This is a genomic window from Nonomuraea sp. NPDC049419, from assembly GCF_040676995.1.
Taxonomy (GTDB): Bacteria; Actinomycetota; Actinomycetes; order Streptosporangiales; family Streptosporangiaceae; genus Nonomuraea; species Nonomuraea salmonea.
The window spans coordinates 163,691-178,861 of sequence record NZ_JBFAQB010000012.1; the positions used below are offsets into that span (position 1 = coordinate 163,691).

13 protein-coding genes and 1 pseudogene are annotated in these 15,171 nt (G+C 71.6%); 9 read left to right on the top strand and 5 right to left on the bottom strand.

Features of this window, described 5'->3' with window-relative positions:
- The 7 genes from AB0K12_RS30680 to AB0K12_RS30710 are packed head-to-tail and all read left to right on the top strand — an operon-like array spanning nucleotide 1 to nucleotide 8,169.
- A complete protein-coding gene (locus tag AB0K12_RS30680) occupies nucleotides 1-1,509 on the top strand; it encodes an FGGY-family carbohydrate kinase (protein WP_364568757.1) in 1,509 nt (502 codons plus the stop codon).
- The gene (locus AB0K12_RS30685; RefSeq protein WP_364568760.1) at nucleotides 1,499-2,437 is read left to right on the top strand and encodes a sugar-binding domain-containing protein; all 939 of its coding nucleotides are present in this window, start codon (nucleotides 1,499-1,501) and stop codon (nucleotides 2,435-2,437) included. Before AB0K12_RS30680 ends, AB0K12_RS30685 begins: the two co-directional genes overlap by 11 nt.
- On the top strand, nucleotides 2,434-3,933 hold the full coding sequence (locus AB0K12_RS30690) for a sugar ABC transporter ATP-binding protein (RefSeq protein ID WP_364568763.1): 1,500 nt from the start codon (nucleotides 2,434-2,436) through the stop codon (nucleotides 3,931-3,933). The genes AB0K12_RS30685 and AB0K12_RS30690 overlap by 4 nt, the downstream gene beginning before the upstream one ends.
- 38 nt (nucleotides 3,934-3,971) lie before the next feature.
- Nucleotides 3,972-4,955 (top strand): ABC transporter permease, encoded by a 984-nt coding sequence (locus AB0K12_RS30695; protein ID WP_355430053.1) that lies wholly within the window; start codon nucleotides 3,972-3,974, stop codon nucleotides 4,953-4,955.
- A complete protein-coding gene (gene deoC / locus AB0K12_RS30700) occupies nucleotides 4,948-5,868 on the top strand; it encodes a deoxyribose-phosphate aldolase (RefSeq protein ID WP_364568766.1) in 921 nt (306 codons plus the stop codon). Before AB0K12_RS30695 ends, deoC begins: the two co-directional genes overlap by 8 nt.
- Nucleotides 5,869-5,882: 14 nt before the next feature.
- Nucleotides 5,883-7,304 (top strand): aldehyde dehydrogenase family protein, encoded by a 1,422-nt coding sequence (locus AB0K12_RS30705; protein ID WP_364569061.1) that lies wholly within the window; start codon nucleotides 5,883-5,885, stop codon nucleotides 7,302-7,304.
- On the top strand, nucleotides 7,297-8,169 hold the full coding sequence (locus AB0K12_RS30710; RefSeq protein WP_364568768.1) for an aldehyde dehydrogenase family protein: 873 nt from the start codon (nucleotides 7,297-7,299) through the stop codon (nucleotides 8,167-8,169). Before AB0K12_RS30705 ends, AB0K12_RS30710 begins: the two co-directional genes overlap by 8 nt.
- Nucleotides 8,170-8,452: 283 nt before the next feature.
- On the opposite strand, the gene AB0K12_RS30715 is transcribed toward AB0K12_RS30710, so the two are convergent.
- Nucleotides 8,453-8,665 (bottom strand): DUF4865 family protein, encoded by a 213-nt coding sequence (locus tag AB0K12_RS30715; RefSeq protein WP_364568771.1) that lies wholly within the window; start codon nucleotides 8,663-8,665, stop codon nucleotides 8,453-8,455.
- A 234-nt stretch (nucleotides 8,666-8,899) separates the two neighbouring features.
- Here AB0K12_RS30715 and AB0K12_RS30720 point away from each other — a divergent pair, with 234 nt between their 5' ends.
- Together AB0K12_RS30720 and AB0K12_RS30725 are read left to right on the top strand one after the other, a co-directional pair.
- Nucleotides 8,900-9,694: a hypothetical protein gene (locus AB0K12_RS30720; RefSeq protein ID WP_364568773.1), complete on the top strand. Its 795-nt coding sequence runs from the start codon at nucleotides 8,900-8,902 to the stop codon at nucleotides 9,692-9,694.
- Between the two features lie 363 nt (nucleotides 9,695-10,057).
- On the top strand, nucleotides 10,058-11,029 hold the full coding sequence (locus tag AB0K12_RS30725) for a DUF1838 family protein (RefSeq protein ID WP_364568775.1): 972 nt from the start codon (nucleotides 10,058-10,060) through the stop codon (nucleotides 11,027-11,029).
- Here the strand turns inward: AB0K12_RS30725 and AB0K12_RS30730 are convergent.
- The 4 genes and pseudogenes from AB0K12_RS30730 to AB0K12_RS30745 form a co-directional block, all read right to left on the bottom strand.
- Nucleotides 11,026-11,817, bottom strand: a complete 792-nt coding sequence (locus tag AB0K12_RS30730; protein ID WP_364568778.1) for a class I SAM-dependent methyltransferase — start codon at nucleotides 11,815-11,817, stop codon at nucleotides 11,026-11,028. The genes AB0K12_RS30725 and AB0K12_RS30730 overlap by 4 nt on opposite strands.
- A 107-nt stretch (nucleotides 11,818-11,924) precedes the next feature.
- A complete protein-coding gene (locus AB0K12_RS30735) occupies nucleotides 11,925-12,335 on the bottom strand; it encodes an ATP-binding protein (RefSeq protein WP_364568781.1) in 411 nt (136 codons plus the stop codon).
- 194 nt (nucleotides 12,336-12,529) lie between these two features.
- On the bottom strand, nucleotides 12,530-13,879 hold the full coding sequence (locus tag AB0K12_RS30740) for a hypothetical protein (protein WP_364568784.1): 1,350 nt from the start codon (nucleotides 13,877-13,879) through the stop codon (nucleotides 12,530-12,532).
- Nucleotides 13,880-13,993: 114 nt separating this feature from the next.
- Nucleotides 13,994-14,985: pseudogene (locus tag AB0K12_RS30745) on the bottom strand (IS5 family transposase).
- Between the last annotated feature and the right edge of the window lie 186 nt (nucleotides 14,986-15,171).

The window sequence follows — 15,171 nt, forward strand, 5'->3', positions numbered from 1 at the left end:
ATGGCTGCCTTCCTCGCCCTCGACCTGGGGACCGAAGGCGCCCGCGCGGCGGTCTACGGCGACCAGGGGGCGCTGCTCGGGTCGGGCGCCGAGGCGTACCCGACCCGTTTCCCCCGCCCTGGCTGGGCCGAGCAGGATCCGGACGACTGGTGGCGGGCGAGCGTGTCGGCCGCGCGGCAGGCGCTCGCCGCCGCGGACGGCCCGCCGATCGAGGGGGTCGCGGTGGCGACCACGGCCTCGACGGTGGCCGTGCTGGACGGCCACGGCCGGCCGCTGCGCCCGGCGCTGCTGTGGATGGACGGCCGCGCCGGCGAGGAGTCGGAGCTGACCGCGCGGACCGGCCACCCGGTCCTGCGGTACGCCGGCGGCAGCGACGCCGTGGAGTGGCTGGTGCCCAAGGCGATGTGGCTGGCCAGGCACGAGCCGGAGACGTACCGGGCGGCGGCCCGCATCGTCGAGGCCGTGGACTACATGGTCTGGCGGCTGACCGGCCGCTGGGCCGGGTCGCGCATGAACGCCGTCTGCAAGAGCAACTACGACCCGCGCGGCGCGGGCTTCCCGCACGACCTGTACGAGCAGCTCGGCGTCGCCGACCTGGCCGCCAAGCTGCCCGACGAGATCGTGCCCGTCGGCGACCCGGTGGGGCCGCTGGCCGAGCCGGCCCGCGCGGAGCTGGGCGTCACGGGCCCCGCCACGGTGGTGTCCGGCGGCATCGACGCGCACCTGTCGCTGCTTGCCATCGGCGGCGCCCAGGAGGGCCACGTGTCGATCGTGTGCGGCACGTCCAACGCGTTCGTCACGGAGATCGCCGAGCCGGTGTTCCCGCCCACGGTGTGGGGTCCTTACCCGGACGCGCTGCGCACGGGCCGGTGGCTCGTCGAGGGCGGGCAGGTCAGCGCGGGCTCGGTGCTGGCCTGGGCGGGCGAGAAGCTCATCGGCCGGCCGCGCGCCGAGATCGGCGGCCTGATCGCCGCCGCCACGCAGGTGCCGCCGGTCGAGCACGGCCTGATCGTGCTCGACTACTTCATGGGCAACCGCACCCCGCTGCGCGACCCACGGCTGCGCGGCGCGGTGCTCGGCCTGACGCTGGCCAGCACGCCCGAGCAGGTCTACCGGGCGGCGGTCGAGGGCGTCGCGTACGGCACCCGGCAGGTCATCGACTCCTTCACCGACGGCGGCGTCGCGGTGTCGGAGATCTTCCTGTCGGGCGGCATCCAGCACAACGAGCTGTGGCTGCAGACCACCGCCGACGTGCTGGGCCGCCCCGTGCACCTGGTCACCGGCGACAACCTGACGCTGCGGGCCTGCTCGGTGCTGGCCGCGACCGGCTCGGGCCGGCACGCGTCACTCGCGGAGGCAGCCGCCGAGTACGCGCCCAAGGTGCGCACGGTCGAGCCGGTCGCCGCGCACGCGCAGGCGTACGAGGCGGGCTACGCCGGCTACCGGGAGGCCACGGCCGCGACGACCGGCATCTCCCACCGGTTGAGCGGAGGCCGCCATGAGCGATGACGACCAGCTCTACCAGGTGGCCGTGCGCTACTACGAGTCGGGCGAGACGCAGGAGCAGATCGCCAACGCCATGCACCTGACCCGCTGGAAGGTGGGCAGGATGCTGGCCGAGGCGCGCGAGGTCGGCATCGTCCGCATCGAGGTGCTGCACCCGCGCTCCCGCGTCCGCACGCTGGAGCAGGCGGTCAAGGAGCGGTTCGGGCTGCGCGAGGCCGTCGTGGTGTCGGTCGGCGGCGACGACGCCGAGCACGCCCGCGACCGGGTCGCCGCGGCGGGCGCCGACCACCTGATGGAGATGCGGCCGGCGCCCCGGCTGATCGGGGTGTCCTGGGGGCGTACGCTCGACCGCCTGGCCGGCGGGCTGACGCCGGGCTGGGCCACGGGCGTGCACGTCGTGCAGATCAACGGCGCGCTCAGCCGCTCACGGGAGCCGACCAGCGCGCACAGCATGGCCAGCATGATCGCCCACCACGGCGGCGGCACCGCGACGCTGCTGGCGGCCCCGGCGATCCTGCAGCAGCAGAGCACCCGCCAGGTGCTGGAGAGCGACAGGGCCGTCGCCGACGTGCTGGCCCTGGCCGCCAAGGCCGACCTGTTCCTGTTCAGCCCTGGCGCCATGGGCAACGACTCGGTGCTGGTCGACTCCGGGCAGATCGACGCGGGCGACCTCGCCAGGCTGGCCGCCGCCGGCGCGGTCGGCGACGTGCTCGGCCGCTTCATCGACGCGGAAGGCCGGATCGTCGATCCCGACCTCGACGGCCGCACCCTCGGGCTCTCCCTCGACCTGCTGCGCTCGGCCGCCACGTCGGTCGCGCTGGTCAGCGGCACGGCCAAGCGGGCGGTCTGCCGGGCGGTGGTGTCGAGCGGCCTGTGCGACGTGCTGATCACCGACGACCACAACGCCAGACACCTGCTGGAGGCGGCATGAGCGAGACTCCCGAACGCCTGCACATGTCCGGGATCGTCAAGCGGTTCCCCGGCACCGTCGCGCTCGACGGGGTCGAGCTGAGCGTGCGGCCCGGCGAGGTGCACTGCCTGCTCGGCGAGAACGGGGCGGGCAAGAGCACTTTGATGAAGGTGCTGGCCGGCTCGTACCAGCCGGACGAGGGCACGATCCTGCTCGACGGGCAACCGTACGCGCCGGCCACCCCGCACGCCGGGCTCGCGGCCGGCATCGCGGTCATCTACCAGGAGCTGGACCTGCTGCCCGACCTCACCGTGGCGCAGAACCTGCTGCTCGGCAGGGCGCCCAGGCTGGGCCCCTTCGTCCGCAGGGCGCAGCGGGCCAAGCTGGCCCGCGCCGCGCTCGACCGGGTGGGCGCGAACTTCCCGGTGAGCGCGCGGGTCGGCGCGCTGCCGATCGCCGCGCAGCAGCTCACCGCCATCGCCAAGGCGCTGACGGCGGACGCCAGGGTCATCGTCATGGACGAGCCGTCGGCGACGCTCGGCGAGAGCGAGCTGGAAGCGGTGTTCGCGGTCATCAGGTCGCTCACCGCCGAAGGCCGCTCGGTCATCTTCATCTCGCACCGCATGGACGAGGTCATGGAGATCGGCGACCGGGCCACAGTGCTGCGCGACGGCCGGGCGGTCGGCGTCTACGACCTGGCCTCCACGCGCCCCGACGAGCTGGTCGCCGCCATGATCGGCGAGGCGGGCGGCGAGCTGGTGGGCGCCACCGGCCGGGCCGCGCCGCAGGGCGAGCCGCTGCTGAGCGTCGAGCGGGTGCACGTGCCTGGCCTGCTGGACGTGCGCGACCTCGACGTACGGCCCGGCGAGGTCGTCGGGCTGGCCGGGCTCGGCGGCGCCGGCCGCACGACGCTGCTGCGCGCCCTGTTCGGCGACCTGAAGGCCCAGGTGACCGCCACGCTCGGCGGCCGGCCGCTCAAGGTCGCGAGCCCGGCCGCCGCCGTCCGCGCGGGTCTGGCCCTGGTGCCGGAGAGCCGCAAGGAGCAGGGCCTGATGCTGGGCCTGTCGGTCAGCCGCAACGCGGCGATCAGCGCGCTCGGCAAGCCGCCGTGGCTGCTGCCCGGCCGGGCCGGGCAGCGCCTGACCAAGCCGGCGCTCGCCGACCTCGGCGTCAAGGCGTCGGGCCCCGGCCAGCTCGTGGGTCAGCTGTCGGGCGGCAACCAGCAGAAGGTCGTGCTGGCCAAGTGGATCACCCGCGGCGGGATCAGGGTCCTGCTGCTGGACGAGCCCACGCGCGGCCTGGACGTCGGCGCCAAGGCCGACCTCTACCGCCAGGTGCGCCACCTGGCCGACCAGGGCGTGGCCGTGCTGCTCGCCAGCAGCGAGCTTAACGAGCTGACCGCCAACGCCGACCGGATCCAGGTCCTGTACGAGGGCCGCAACGTCGCGCACTTCGACCCCCGGGTCAGCCCGGAGAACGTCATCGCGCACACCGTCATCACAGGAGCCGCACCATGACAGCTTCGCTCGGATCCACGGGTTCGCCGGGATCCACCGTGACCGCAGCCGCCCCCCAGGAAGGCGGCGCCCGCCGGCGCCGCGGCGCCGACCTCATCGTCAAGTCCAATCTGCTGCTGGTCTTCCTCGGGCTGTGCGTGGTCGCCTCGCTGCTGGCGCCCCAGTTCCTGACCGGCCGCAACATCGCGAACCTGCTCCAGCAGTCCTCGCTCACCGGGATCGTGGCCATCGGCATGACCATGGTCGTGCTGACCGCCGGCATCGACCTGTCGGTGGGCAGCGTGGCCGCGTTCGGCGGCATGACGGTCGCCATCCTCATCGGGTCGGGGGTGCCGGTGCTGCCGGCGATCCTCATCAGCATCGCGGCAGGCGCGGTGTTCGGCGCGATCATGGGCGGGCTGTCGGCGTACCTGTCGTTGCCGGCGTTCATGACCACGCTGGCCGGGCTGACCGCGATCCGCGGCCTGACGTACCTGCTGACCGACGGCAAGCCCGCCGAGGCCAACGCCTCCGAGGGGTTCCAGCTGCTCGGCGGCGGGTTCATCGGCTACGTGCCGATCGTCGGGATCATCTTCGTGGCGATCACCGTGCTGGCCGCCCTGGTGCTGCGCGGCACCACGTTCGGCGAGTACGTCTATGCCGTCGGCAGCAACAAGGAGGCCGCCCGGCTGTCCGGACTGCCGGTGCGCGGGGTGATCACGACGGTGTTCGCCGTGTCGGGCGCGCTGGCGGCGCTGGCCGGGGTGCTGCTCACCTCGCGGCTGACCGTGGGTCAGCCCACCGCGTTCAACGGGCTGGAGCTGGACGCGATCGCCGCCGTCGTGCTCGGCGGCACCAACCTGTTCGGCGGCCGGGGCGGGGTGTTCGGCACGTTCGTGGCGGTGCTGCTGCTGTCGGTGCTGCGGAACCTGTGCAACCTGCTCGGCCTCGGCTCCTTCTTCCAGATGGTGGTGACCGGCCTCATCCTGCTGGTCGCCCTCGTACTCAACATGCTCATCGAGAGGCGTGGCGCTCGTGCCTGACACCATCCCCGGCTCTTTGCGGGCCTATCTGCACGGTCTGCCCGGCGTCGACGAGGTCGGCGTCCAGCGGCGGGCCGCCGGCCTGGCCACCAGGTCGATCAAGACGACGGCCAAGCGGGAGGCCATCGACCTGGCCATCCGCATGGTCGACCTGACCACGCTCGAAGGGGCGGACACCCCCGGCAAGGTGCGGGCGCTGGCCGCCAAGGCCGTGCGCCCCGACCCGGCCGACCCGAGCGCGCCGTCGGTGGCCGCGCTGTGCGTCTACCCCGACATGATCGCCACGGCCGCCGAGGCGCTGGCGGGCACCGGGGTCGGGCTGGCCTCGGTGGCCACCGGCTTCCCCTCGGGACGTACGTCGCTGGAGATCAAGCTGGCCGACACCGCCGACGCGGTCGCGGCCGGCGCCACCGAGATCGACATGGTGATCGACCGGGGCGCGTTCCTCGCCGGCGACTACCGCAAGGTGTTCGACGAGATCGTGGCCGTCAAGGAGCAGTGCGGCGACACGCACCTGAAGGTCATCCTGGAGACCGGCGAGCTGGTCACCTACGACAACGTGCGCCGCGCGTCGTGGCTGGCGCTGCACGCCGGGGCCGACTTCATCAAGACCTCGACCGGCAAGGTGTCCCCCGCCGCCACGCTGCCGGTGACGCTGGTGATGCTGGAGGCCGTGCGCGACTACCGGGCCGCCACCGGGCGGCAGGCCGGCGTGAAGCCGGCCGGCGGCATCCGCACCACCAAGGACGCCATCCGCTACCTCGTGCTGGTCAAGGAGATCGCCGGGGCCGACTGGCTGGACCCCGCGTGGTTCAGGCTGGGCGCGTCCTCGCTGCTGAACGACCTGCTCATGCAGCGGACCAAGCTCTCGACCGGGCACTACGCCGGGCCCGACTACTACACCATCGATTAGGGAGAGGCGTGGAGATCTTCGAGTACGCGCCCGCGCCGGAGTCACGTTCCATCGTGTCCATCCGGCCGTCGTACGACCTGTTCATCGACGGCGAGTTCGTCGCGGCCAAGAGCGACGAGCGCATCGTCACCGTCAACCCGGCCGACGAGGAGCCCCTGTCGGAGGTGGCCGCGGCCGGCGAGGCCGACGTGGACCGCGCCTTCGCCGCCGCGCGGCGCGCCTTCGAGCAGGTGTGGGGGCCGCTGCCGGCCGCCGAGCGCGGCAAATACCTGTTCAGGATCGCGCGCATCATCCAGGAGCGGGCCCGCGAGCTGGCCGTGCTGGAGTCGCTCGACAACGGCAAGCCCATCAAGGAGACGCGCGACATCGACCTGCCGCTCGTCGCGCAGCACTTCTTCTACTACGCCGGCTGGGCCGACAAGCTCCGGCACGCCGGGGTCGGCACGAAACCGCTGGGCGTGGCCGCGCAGGTCATCCCGTGGAACTTCCCGCTGCTCATGCTGGCGTGGAAGGTCGCGCCCGCGCTGGCCACCGGCAACACGGTGGTGCTCAAGCCGGCCGAGACGACGCCGCTGACCGCGCTCGCCTTCGCCGAGATCTGCCAGGAGGCGGGCCTGCCGCCCGGCGTGGTGAACATCGTGACCGGCGCCGGCGACACCGGCCGGGCCGTGGTCGCCCACCCCGGCGCCGACAAGGTGGCCTTCACCGGCTCGACCGAGGTGGGGCGGCAGATCGCCCGCGCCGTGGCGGGCACCCGCAAGCGGCTCACGCTGGAGCTGGGCGGCAAGGGCGCCAACATCGTCTACGACGACGCGGCCATCGACCAGGCCGTCGAGGGCATCGTGTCCGGCATCTTCTTCAACCAGGGCCATGTGTGCTGCGCGGGCTCGCGGCTGCTGGTGCAGGAGTCGATCGCCGAGGAGCTGCTGGAACGGCTGCGCGCCCGCATCGAGCTGCTGCGGCTCGGCGACCCGCTGGACAAGAACACCGACATCGGCGCGATCAACTCGGCGGCGCAGCTCGCCAGGATCCGCGAGCTGACCGCCGCAGGCGAGGCCGAGGGCGCGACCTCGTGGTCGCCCGCCTGCGAGCTGCCCGAGCGCGGCTACTGGTTCCGTCCGACCGTGTTCACCGGGGTCACGCAGGCGCACCGGGTCGCCAGGGAGGAGATCTTCGGCCCTGTCCTGTCGGTGCTCACGTTCCGCACGCCGGAGGAGGCCGTCGCCAAGGCGAACAACACGCCGTACGGGCTGTCGGCCGGCGTCTGGACGGAGAAGGGCTCCCTGATGCTCTGGACCGCGAGCCGGCTGCGCGCCGGCGTCGTGTGGTCCAACACCTTCAACGTGTTCGATCCCGCCAGTCCCTTCGGCGGCTACAAGGAGTCCGGGTACGGCCGCGAGGGCGGATTGCTCGGATTGGAGGCCTACCTTGGCTGAGACCCCGCCGCGCATCGCGGTGCTCAGGACGTACAAGCTCTATGTCGGCGGCGCGTTCCCGCGCTCGGAATCAGGGAGGTCCTACCCCGTGACGTCGGCGGACGGGTCCCACCTCGCCAACGCCGCGCTGGCCTCGCGCAAGGACGTGCGCGACGCCGTGGTGGCCGCGCGCAAGGCGTTCCCCGGCTGGTCGGGACGTACCGCCTACAACCGGGGGCAGGTCCTCTACCGGGTCGCCGAGATGATGGAGGGGCGGCGCGACCAGTTCGCCGCCGAGGTGGCCGCGGCCGAGGGCGTCAGCGCGGACCGCGCGCAGGCGCTGGTGTCGGCGGCCGTGGACCGCTGGGTCTACTACGCGGGCTGGGCCGACAAGATCAGTCAGGTGCTGGGCGGCGCGAACCCGGTGGCGGGGCCGTTCTTCAACCTGTCGGAGCCCGAGCCGACCGGCGTCGTCGGCGTGGTCGCGCCCACCGGCTCGTCGCTGCTCGGGCTGGTCTCGGTGCTGGCCCCCGTGATCAGCGCGGGCAACACGGCGGTGCTGGTCGCCGACGAGCGGGCGCCGCTGCCGGCGATCACGCTGGCCGAGGCGCTGGCCACGTCCGACCTGCCGGGGGGCGTGGCGAACGTGCTCACCGGCCGGGTCGCCGAGCTGGGCCCGCCGCTGGCGGGGCACGCCGACGTGAACGCGCTCGACCTCGCGGGCGCGGGCGAGCTGGCGGCCGAGCTGGAGGAGCTGGCGGCCACCACGCTCAAGCGGGTGCTGCGGCCCCGGCCGGAGGACGACTGGCACGACGCCGATCCCGGCCTGGACCGCATCAGGCCCTTCGTGGAGACCAAGACGGTCTGGCACCCGATCGGCCGCTGACCCTCGCATGCCCCGGCGCTCCCCTGGCGCCGGGGCCGTTCGCATGACAGCCGCTGTCCGGTCCTTTGACACAGTGTTGTCACAAAAGCCCTGGCAGCAGGTCCTTTTCCGGCTTTCGCTGTTAGGGTCGCGACCATAGCCCCGGCGTGAGTGAGAGTCAGGGACTGGTGAACCCCGGCGGGGACGCGCGTGACGGCGCCGCACGCCCAAGCCCTCCCCTGCGGCGGCGCGCGCCTTCCTGGTGTCGCGCCCGTTCCCTCCGGGGTCGCCCATCAAGAGACCGTCACCAGGTCCGGCCCTCCGGCAGCCGTCCAGGCCCGGGGCGGACGCACTGGTTGACCGGCGAGCCGCCGATGCCGCGCTCGCGGACGAGGTACGCCTTCAGGCCGAGGCCGGCGCGGTCGGCGAGGAGGTGACCGCGGTCGGCGACGCGCTTGCGGATGATCGTCATGTCGTAGTCGGCGGGCAGGGTGATCTCGTACTGCTTGGCGTACACGTGAGGGGCTGTCCTTCCCGGGTGAGCATGGCCGGACCATACATACGAGTAGGTACAGACACGTCCCGTCGTGACTGTTTCTTGGGAAAAGCGGCGGATATTGACGCTCTTTCACCTGATCTTGCCAGGTGTGGGACATTCATCTGCGGCGTGGCGTTGTCACCGGACTCGCGTCACCTGTAAGCATCGTACCGGCCTGGCCACCGAGGAGTGCTTTTCCGAAAGGGACGGTAGATGTTCACCCCACTGCGAAAACTGGCGCGACCCGCCACCCATGCTCTCCTCACGGTGGCGTTGGCGGCCACCGCGGCTCCTGCCAGCGCGGACTCGGACCACGACAAGTTCCGTAAACTGCGCAAAATTCACAGCGACCGGGGATTCCACACGACCAGGACAGACGAGGACGGTGGCCGCAATTGCCGCCCGCGTACTTTCTGGCGCATTCACCAGCAGTCGCCGCGCAATTTCTTCATCCCGCGCACCCGGTTCATCGACGGCCCCGGCGGCTCCATCACGGTCTCGGTCACCCGCGAGCACGAGGTGGTCGCCTTCCTGGAGGCCGAGAACGAGAAAGAGAAGACGCTGCGCAAGCAGCGGGACAGGCCGAGGGACGACCAAGGGGCGGACGCGGGGGCCGACGCCGGGGCCGACGCCGTGATCGATCCCGGGGACCCCACCGGGACCGACCCCGCGAACGACACGGCGACCGACACGGCGGTCAGCACGGGGACCGACACCAAGGCCGTGGTGGAGAGCATCCGCCGGCTCGGCCTGCCCCACCTGCAGGAACGGCACAAGGTCTTCGCCGGGCACGACTACACGCGCGAGATCAGCGACGGCATGTACGGCAACATGTGGTACCGCGTGCTCGGTTACCGCATCGGCTGGTCGGCCTGGTCGGTCCTCGCCACCTGCGACCGGCGCAAGGTCGCCTCGGGCATCGCCAACGTGCCGAGCCGGGTGGAGGGCTGGCGCTACTGGGAGACCAAGCACCCCAAGTTCCGCGGCCGGCTGCTGTCGTGGAAGTGAGCTGAGGAACGCCCGGCGGAGGCTCCGCCGGGCGCACACCCCACCCCGTCAGGGGCTCAGCCGCCTCAGTAGGAGAGGGAGAGCAGCCGGTAGGGGCGGTCCCCGTCGCCGTTGTCCTTCACCGCTCGGGCGGATGCGCGCAGAAAACCGATCGGACCTCGGGGCGGTCTGGCCATTGTCGGGGGTCCTCCTTCGCGTGGGGCCCCGTCCCGGGATGGACGGTGGACGGCTCATCGCCAGCCTCTCCCCTCGCGCCACATCGCCACCACACACCCGCCACAACCCTCTTCCACACCGGGTGGACGCGACGTCGGCGGCATGATCACAATGGCCTCCCCATCCCCGTGCGCGGAGGCACCCCCCATGAAGCGATCCCTGCTGACCAGGTCGTTCGCCCTGGCCGCCCTGCTGATGAGCGTCGCCGTCCCGGCGAGCGCCGGCACCGGCGACCCCACCGACCCGGGCCCCGTCTTCAGGCAGGTCACCGACAGGAACGCCCGGCTGTCGCTGCAGACGTTCGGCCGCCCCGACGGCGCCGACATGGTCTTCAGGATCTCCGGCAGCGTGTACGCCGACGTGCCGGGCAACGCCCTCGACCCGGCGCTGCGGCACGGGCAGAAGCTGTTCGGCATCGAGGGGTACAACATCCGCCGCCTCTACCGGGAGCCCGGCACCACCCGGCTCTACCAGCTCTCCCGCGAGATCGTCTTCTACACCGACCCGGCCGACCCCACGCGGATCCTGCGCGAGTGGACGAACCCGGTCGACGGGAAGACGTACCCCGTCGTGCCCATCAACAACGACACCGTCAACTTCGGCCCCTTCGACGTCACCCCGTCCTACGCGGGCCCGCCGGTGCGCCGCCTGCACGACGAGACGACGTGGACCAGCGACATCCCCGTACGCACGGACTTCGGTGCCACGCTGGACGAGCGGTTCGGGCTGACCGGCGGGACATACACGGCGCAGGAGATGTTCGACTTCTTCGTGGACGAACGGGAGGTCGCCGCGCGGACCAAGCCGGGGCGGGTGCCGTCAGGGGCGATGCGGACGAAGATCAGCTGGGCGCGGACGAGCCCGTGGGCGCCGTTCATGTGCCTGGCCGAGAGCGAGGTGCGCGGCGCGCTCACCTATCACGCGCGGAGCTGGTCGCTGGACTCCTACGGCGAGGTCGAGCCGTGGCTGCGCGCCGAGGTCGAGGCGCGCCACCCCCTCTACCGCAGCGCGCCCGAGCAGCCGGGCCCGAGCCAGAACTCCTGGTCGTCCTTCCACGCCAAGCAGCTCGGCGGCGGCGCCACCACCTGGGCCGCCTGGTGCTCAGCGAACGGCCGTTAGCGGCGGCGGCAGATCATCAGCTCCGTCGTGGGACTCTCCGGCAGGACGCGGACCAGCCGTCGTTCCGCCAGCGCGAGCAGCCCGCCCGCGACCTCGCCGGTGGTCTCGGTGAGGGTGACCGCCCGCAGCAGGCCGCCCCACAGCTTGCGCCACACCGGGTTGGCGTCGACCTGCGCGTTCATCAGCACGAGCATGGGCACGCGGCGTACGACGTCGAACCCGACGTCGGCGAGCGCGCCGGTGATCCAGGGGAGCGTGTGGTTGACCTGGTGGTCGCCGCGCTGCTCCTTTCCGTGCAGGAAGTTCTCCGACAGCACGAACGTGCCGCCGGGCCGCAGCGCGTGCGCGACGGAGCGCAGCGCGGAGCGGTAGCGCTCGTCGTCGGTGATGTGGAACAGCATGTCCATGGCCGAGACGGCGTCGAAGGAGGCGGGCTCCAGGGTGTCACCCGGGTCGGCGATGTCGAGCCGGAGGATGTCGGTGCCGGGGAAGCGGGCGCGCAGGCGTTGCGCGGCGGCCTCCGTCAGATCGGAGCCCGTGACGGACTTCGCGCCGAGCGCCCGCCACTGCCGCAGGTAGAAGCCGGTGCCCGAGCCCACGTCGAGCACGCGGGCGGAGGACAGGTCGAGGCCGAGCGCCGCCACCTCACGCCGGAACACCTCGCCGCGCACCCGGTACATCCACGTGTTGAACGCCAGCCCGAGCCGCTGGTAGCCGACGCCGCTCTCCGTCCAGTCGGCGTGCAGGCGCTGCTCCCAGAAGTCCTTCAGTTCGGCGTGCTGTTTCATGGAGTGACGCTCCCGGGTGGAGGGGGGTCGGCCGATCCGGCCTGTACGGTTCACAGCGTCATGCCACGTACGGCCGGGTCCGAAACGTGCGATCTTCCCGCCGGGCGCTATCCGGCGAGCGCGGCGTCCAGCATTTTCTCGAAATGCACGGTGACGCCTCTCCCCCGATGGTGATGAATCTCCACCCGGTCCGTCAGGGCGTGAATCAAGTGCAGGCCGCGCCCGCCCTCCGCGTCGGGCGGCGCGCCTTCCCCGATGTCCTTGACGGCGAACCCCGAGCCGTGATCGGTCACCTCCACCACGCACCGATCGCGGTGCAGTGCCGCGTCCACCTGGTAGTCCCGCTCGGCTCCCGAGTGGCGCACGGCGTTCGCGCACGCCTCGGTGAGCGCCAGCGCTATGTCGTGGCGAGCGTCACGGGAGACCCCGCACCGCTCCAACGCGACGTCCAGCACATTGCGCGTCAGCGAAACAGAGGCGTTCTCCAGGGGGATCGACAGTGCCATTCCCAGTTCCATACCGTCACCTCCCAACCGATGGCCATCCCCTGCCCGACACATCCCTTGACAAACAGTTTTATAGGCATTATTGGGGAAATTTCGGGTTTAGAGGTGTCGCCTTCTCCGGGAGCCGCGCGAGGCCAGCTCGACCCCGTGCATGGGCTCAGGACCGCGACCACGATCGCGCCGGCCCTGCGCGCCCGCTTCCCCCGTCAGCTGGTGATCGTCACGTCGCGCAGCAGGAAGTAGCCGACCGAGTCGGCCTGCAGGTAGAGGTGGAACTTGGCGGCCTTCGGCTGGGCCGTTCTGTCCGCGGTGACGATGGTGACCACCACGTAGTTCTTGGCCGGGCTGGTCCTGATCTTGCCGTACTCGAAGGTGCGCAGGGCCATGTCCCTGCGGATGGTGACGGCGTCGGTGGTGAGCTTGGTGATGCGGGTGGCCGCGTTCCTGGCCGCCTTGTCCGACGGGAACTCCAGCATGACCTGCACCGCCTTGAGGTGGCCGCGGTAGGCGGAGTAGGCGACCTGGATGGCGCGGCGGCAGTCGTTCTTGGCCAGGAGGCCCTGGGCGTCCACGGGCTCGCAGGTCTGGTAGGTCCAGCCGCCGACCTTGTTCGCGTCGAACTTCACGCCCGAGAGGTTGAACTTCCAGTCGTCGAACTCGGTGTGGGCGATCGGTGAGCCGGGCTGGGCGGCCGTGCTGGATGACGTGCTGGGAGACGTGCTGGGAGACGTGCTGGGGAACGGCTCTTCTGCTGGGTCCGGCGGCTCGTCCGTCGCCTTGGTCTTGGGGTTGTCGCCGGCCTCTGCCTCGGCCGGTTCGTCCGAGGGTGGGGGCGCTTTGGCAGGGGCTGATGTGCCGCTGCCGTCCGGGAGGGCCGCGGGGGTGCTGCCCGAGGCTTTGAGGTAGGAGACGGCGCCGACCGTGCCGCCGCCCAGGAGGACGACGCCTAGGGCGGCCGAGAGGGCGATGATCATGGTTTTGCCGCGCTTCGGCGGGCGGTCGAAGGGGGCGGCGGTCAGATCATAGGGCTCCTGGGGCGGCTGCTGACCATAGGGACCGTAGGGGGTCTGGCGTTCGTAGGGGTCGCCGTGGCCTCCGTAGGGGTCCTGGCCGCCGTAGGGGTCAGGATGGCTGTATAAGCCCTGTTCGCCATACGGGTCAGGGCGACCGTACGGGTCCTGGCCGTACCCGTCCTGGGGGCCGTACGGGTCCTGGCCGTACGGGTCCGGCGAGTAGGGGTGGTCGTCCGGGGGGCCGGGCTGGCTGTGGCGGCCCGGTGGTGCGCCGCCGAAGCCGGGTGGCGGGCTGCCCTGCCGCGGGTGCGGCCCGCTGTCCCTGCGGCCCGGGCTCTGCACGCGTTCCCCGGCGAGCGGTCCATGACTGGGCCACTGGCTCTCCGGCTCAGGGTCCGGCTGGGGCTGGGGTGCCGGGGCCGGGCGGCTCCGGGGCGTGGGGCCGGGCTGCTCGTACGGGGCGCGGCCGTACTCCCGCCATCCCTGCTCAGGCTTCCCATGCGTGTACGGACCGAACGGGTCCGGCGCTGAAGGGTGAGTCATTGCCCCATTGTGTGGCGACATTTCGACGTCTCCCCCGGTCCACGGCCATATGGCATGAGAGTGAACCGGCTCCGCGCACCGCCACGTACTAGGGCCTGTTCGGAGTTCGGATCTTTAGACAGGTCGGAGGCTTCGGATCCATAAGATGGCGCCTCGCAGGTGCAGCCCGGCCAGGTAGCTCTCCGGGGTCTTGTCGAAGCGGAAGGCCAGCCCACGCCAGTCCTTGATCCGGTTAATACCGCGTTCGGCGGTATTGCGCTCCTTGTATAAGGCCTCGTCGTGGCGGACCGGGCGGCCTCCGCGAGAGCCCCGCTTCTTGCGGTTGGCCGCCTGATCCGTCTTCTCTGGGATGACCGCTCGGATGCCGCGTCTGCGCAGGTAGACGCGGTTGGCGCGAGAGGAGTAAGCCTTGTCGGCGGCGACCGCGTCAGGGCGGGTGCGGGGGCGGCCGATGGGCAGGCGGACCTTGATGGCCGCCAGCACCACCGGCAAGCGTGGGCTGTCGGCCGCCTGGCCAGGGGTGAGCAGGAAGGACAACGGGCGGCAGCGCCGGTCGGCAGACAGGTGGACCTTGCTGGTCAGCCCACCCCTTGAACGGCCCAGTTCAGCCGCCTTCAGCCGGGCCCGGTGCCGTCGCCGCAGCCGTCGGCGTCTGACGCGTGCCCCGGTGTCGTCATCGTCGGACTCCTCCGTCTGGGCTGTTTGTCCCTTTGGTGAAGCCCCTTTTCCTCGGCGGCCGCCTTTTCCAACTCCTCCAGCAACTCCCGATCAACCACCATCCCGGCGGCGTGATGGTGGGCCCGGGCCGTCGTGGAGTCCACACTGACCAGGGCGAGATCCGCCTGTCCACGAGCGGCGGCCTCACCGATCAGCGCCTCCATCAGGTTCTGAAAGACGCCCGTGGTCGCCCACGACCGGAACCGGTCGTAGACCGTGGACCATGAGCCGTACTCCTCGGGCACGTCCCGCCACGGACTGCCCGTGCGAAAGCGCCACATCGCCCCGTTGAACTGCCGCCGCAGATCCGGGATCGGGCCCCGCTCGCCCAGCGGCAGATGGGGCTCGATCAAGGCCCACTCATCGTCGGTGAGGTCACCACGCGCCATATCCCGTGCTCTATCAGGGCTGGGCGGTAGCGCGCACGCGAATCCACAATCCCAAGATCTCAACTCCGAACAGGCCCTAGAGCAAAGGCTTCAGGACCGGCGGACGGCCGCCGCGGCGTCGTTGCCGCGGCGGCCGCGCCGCCCGGTCAGCACCCCGGCCGCGACGTCGCCGAGCACGGCGTCCTC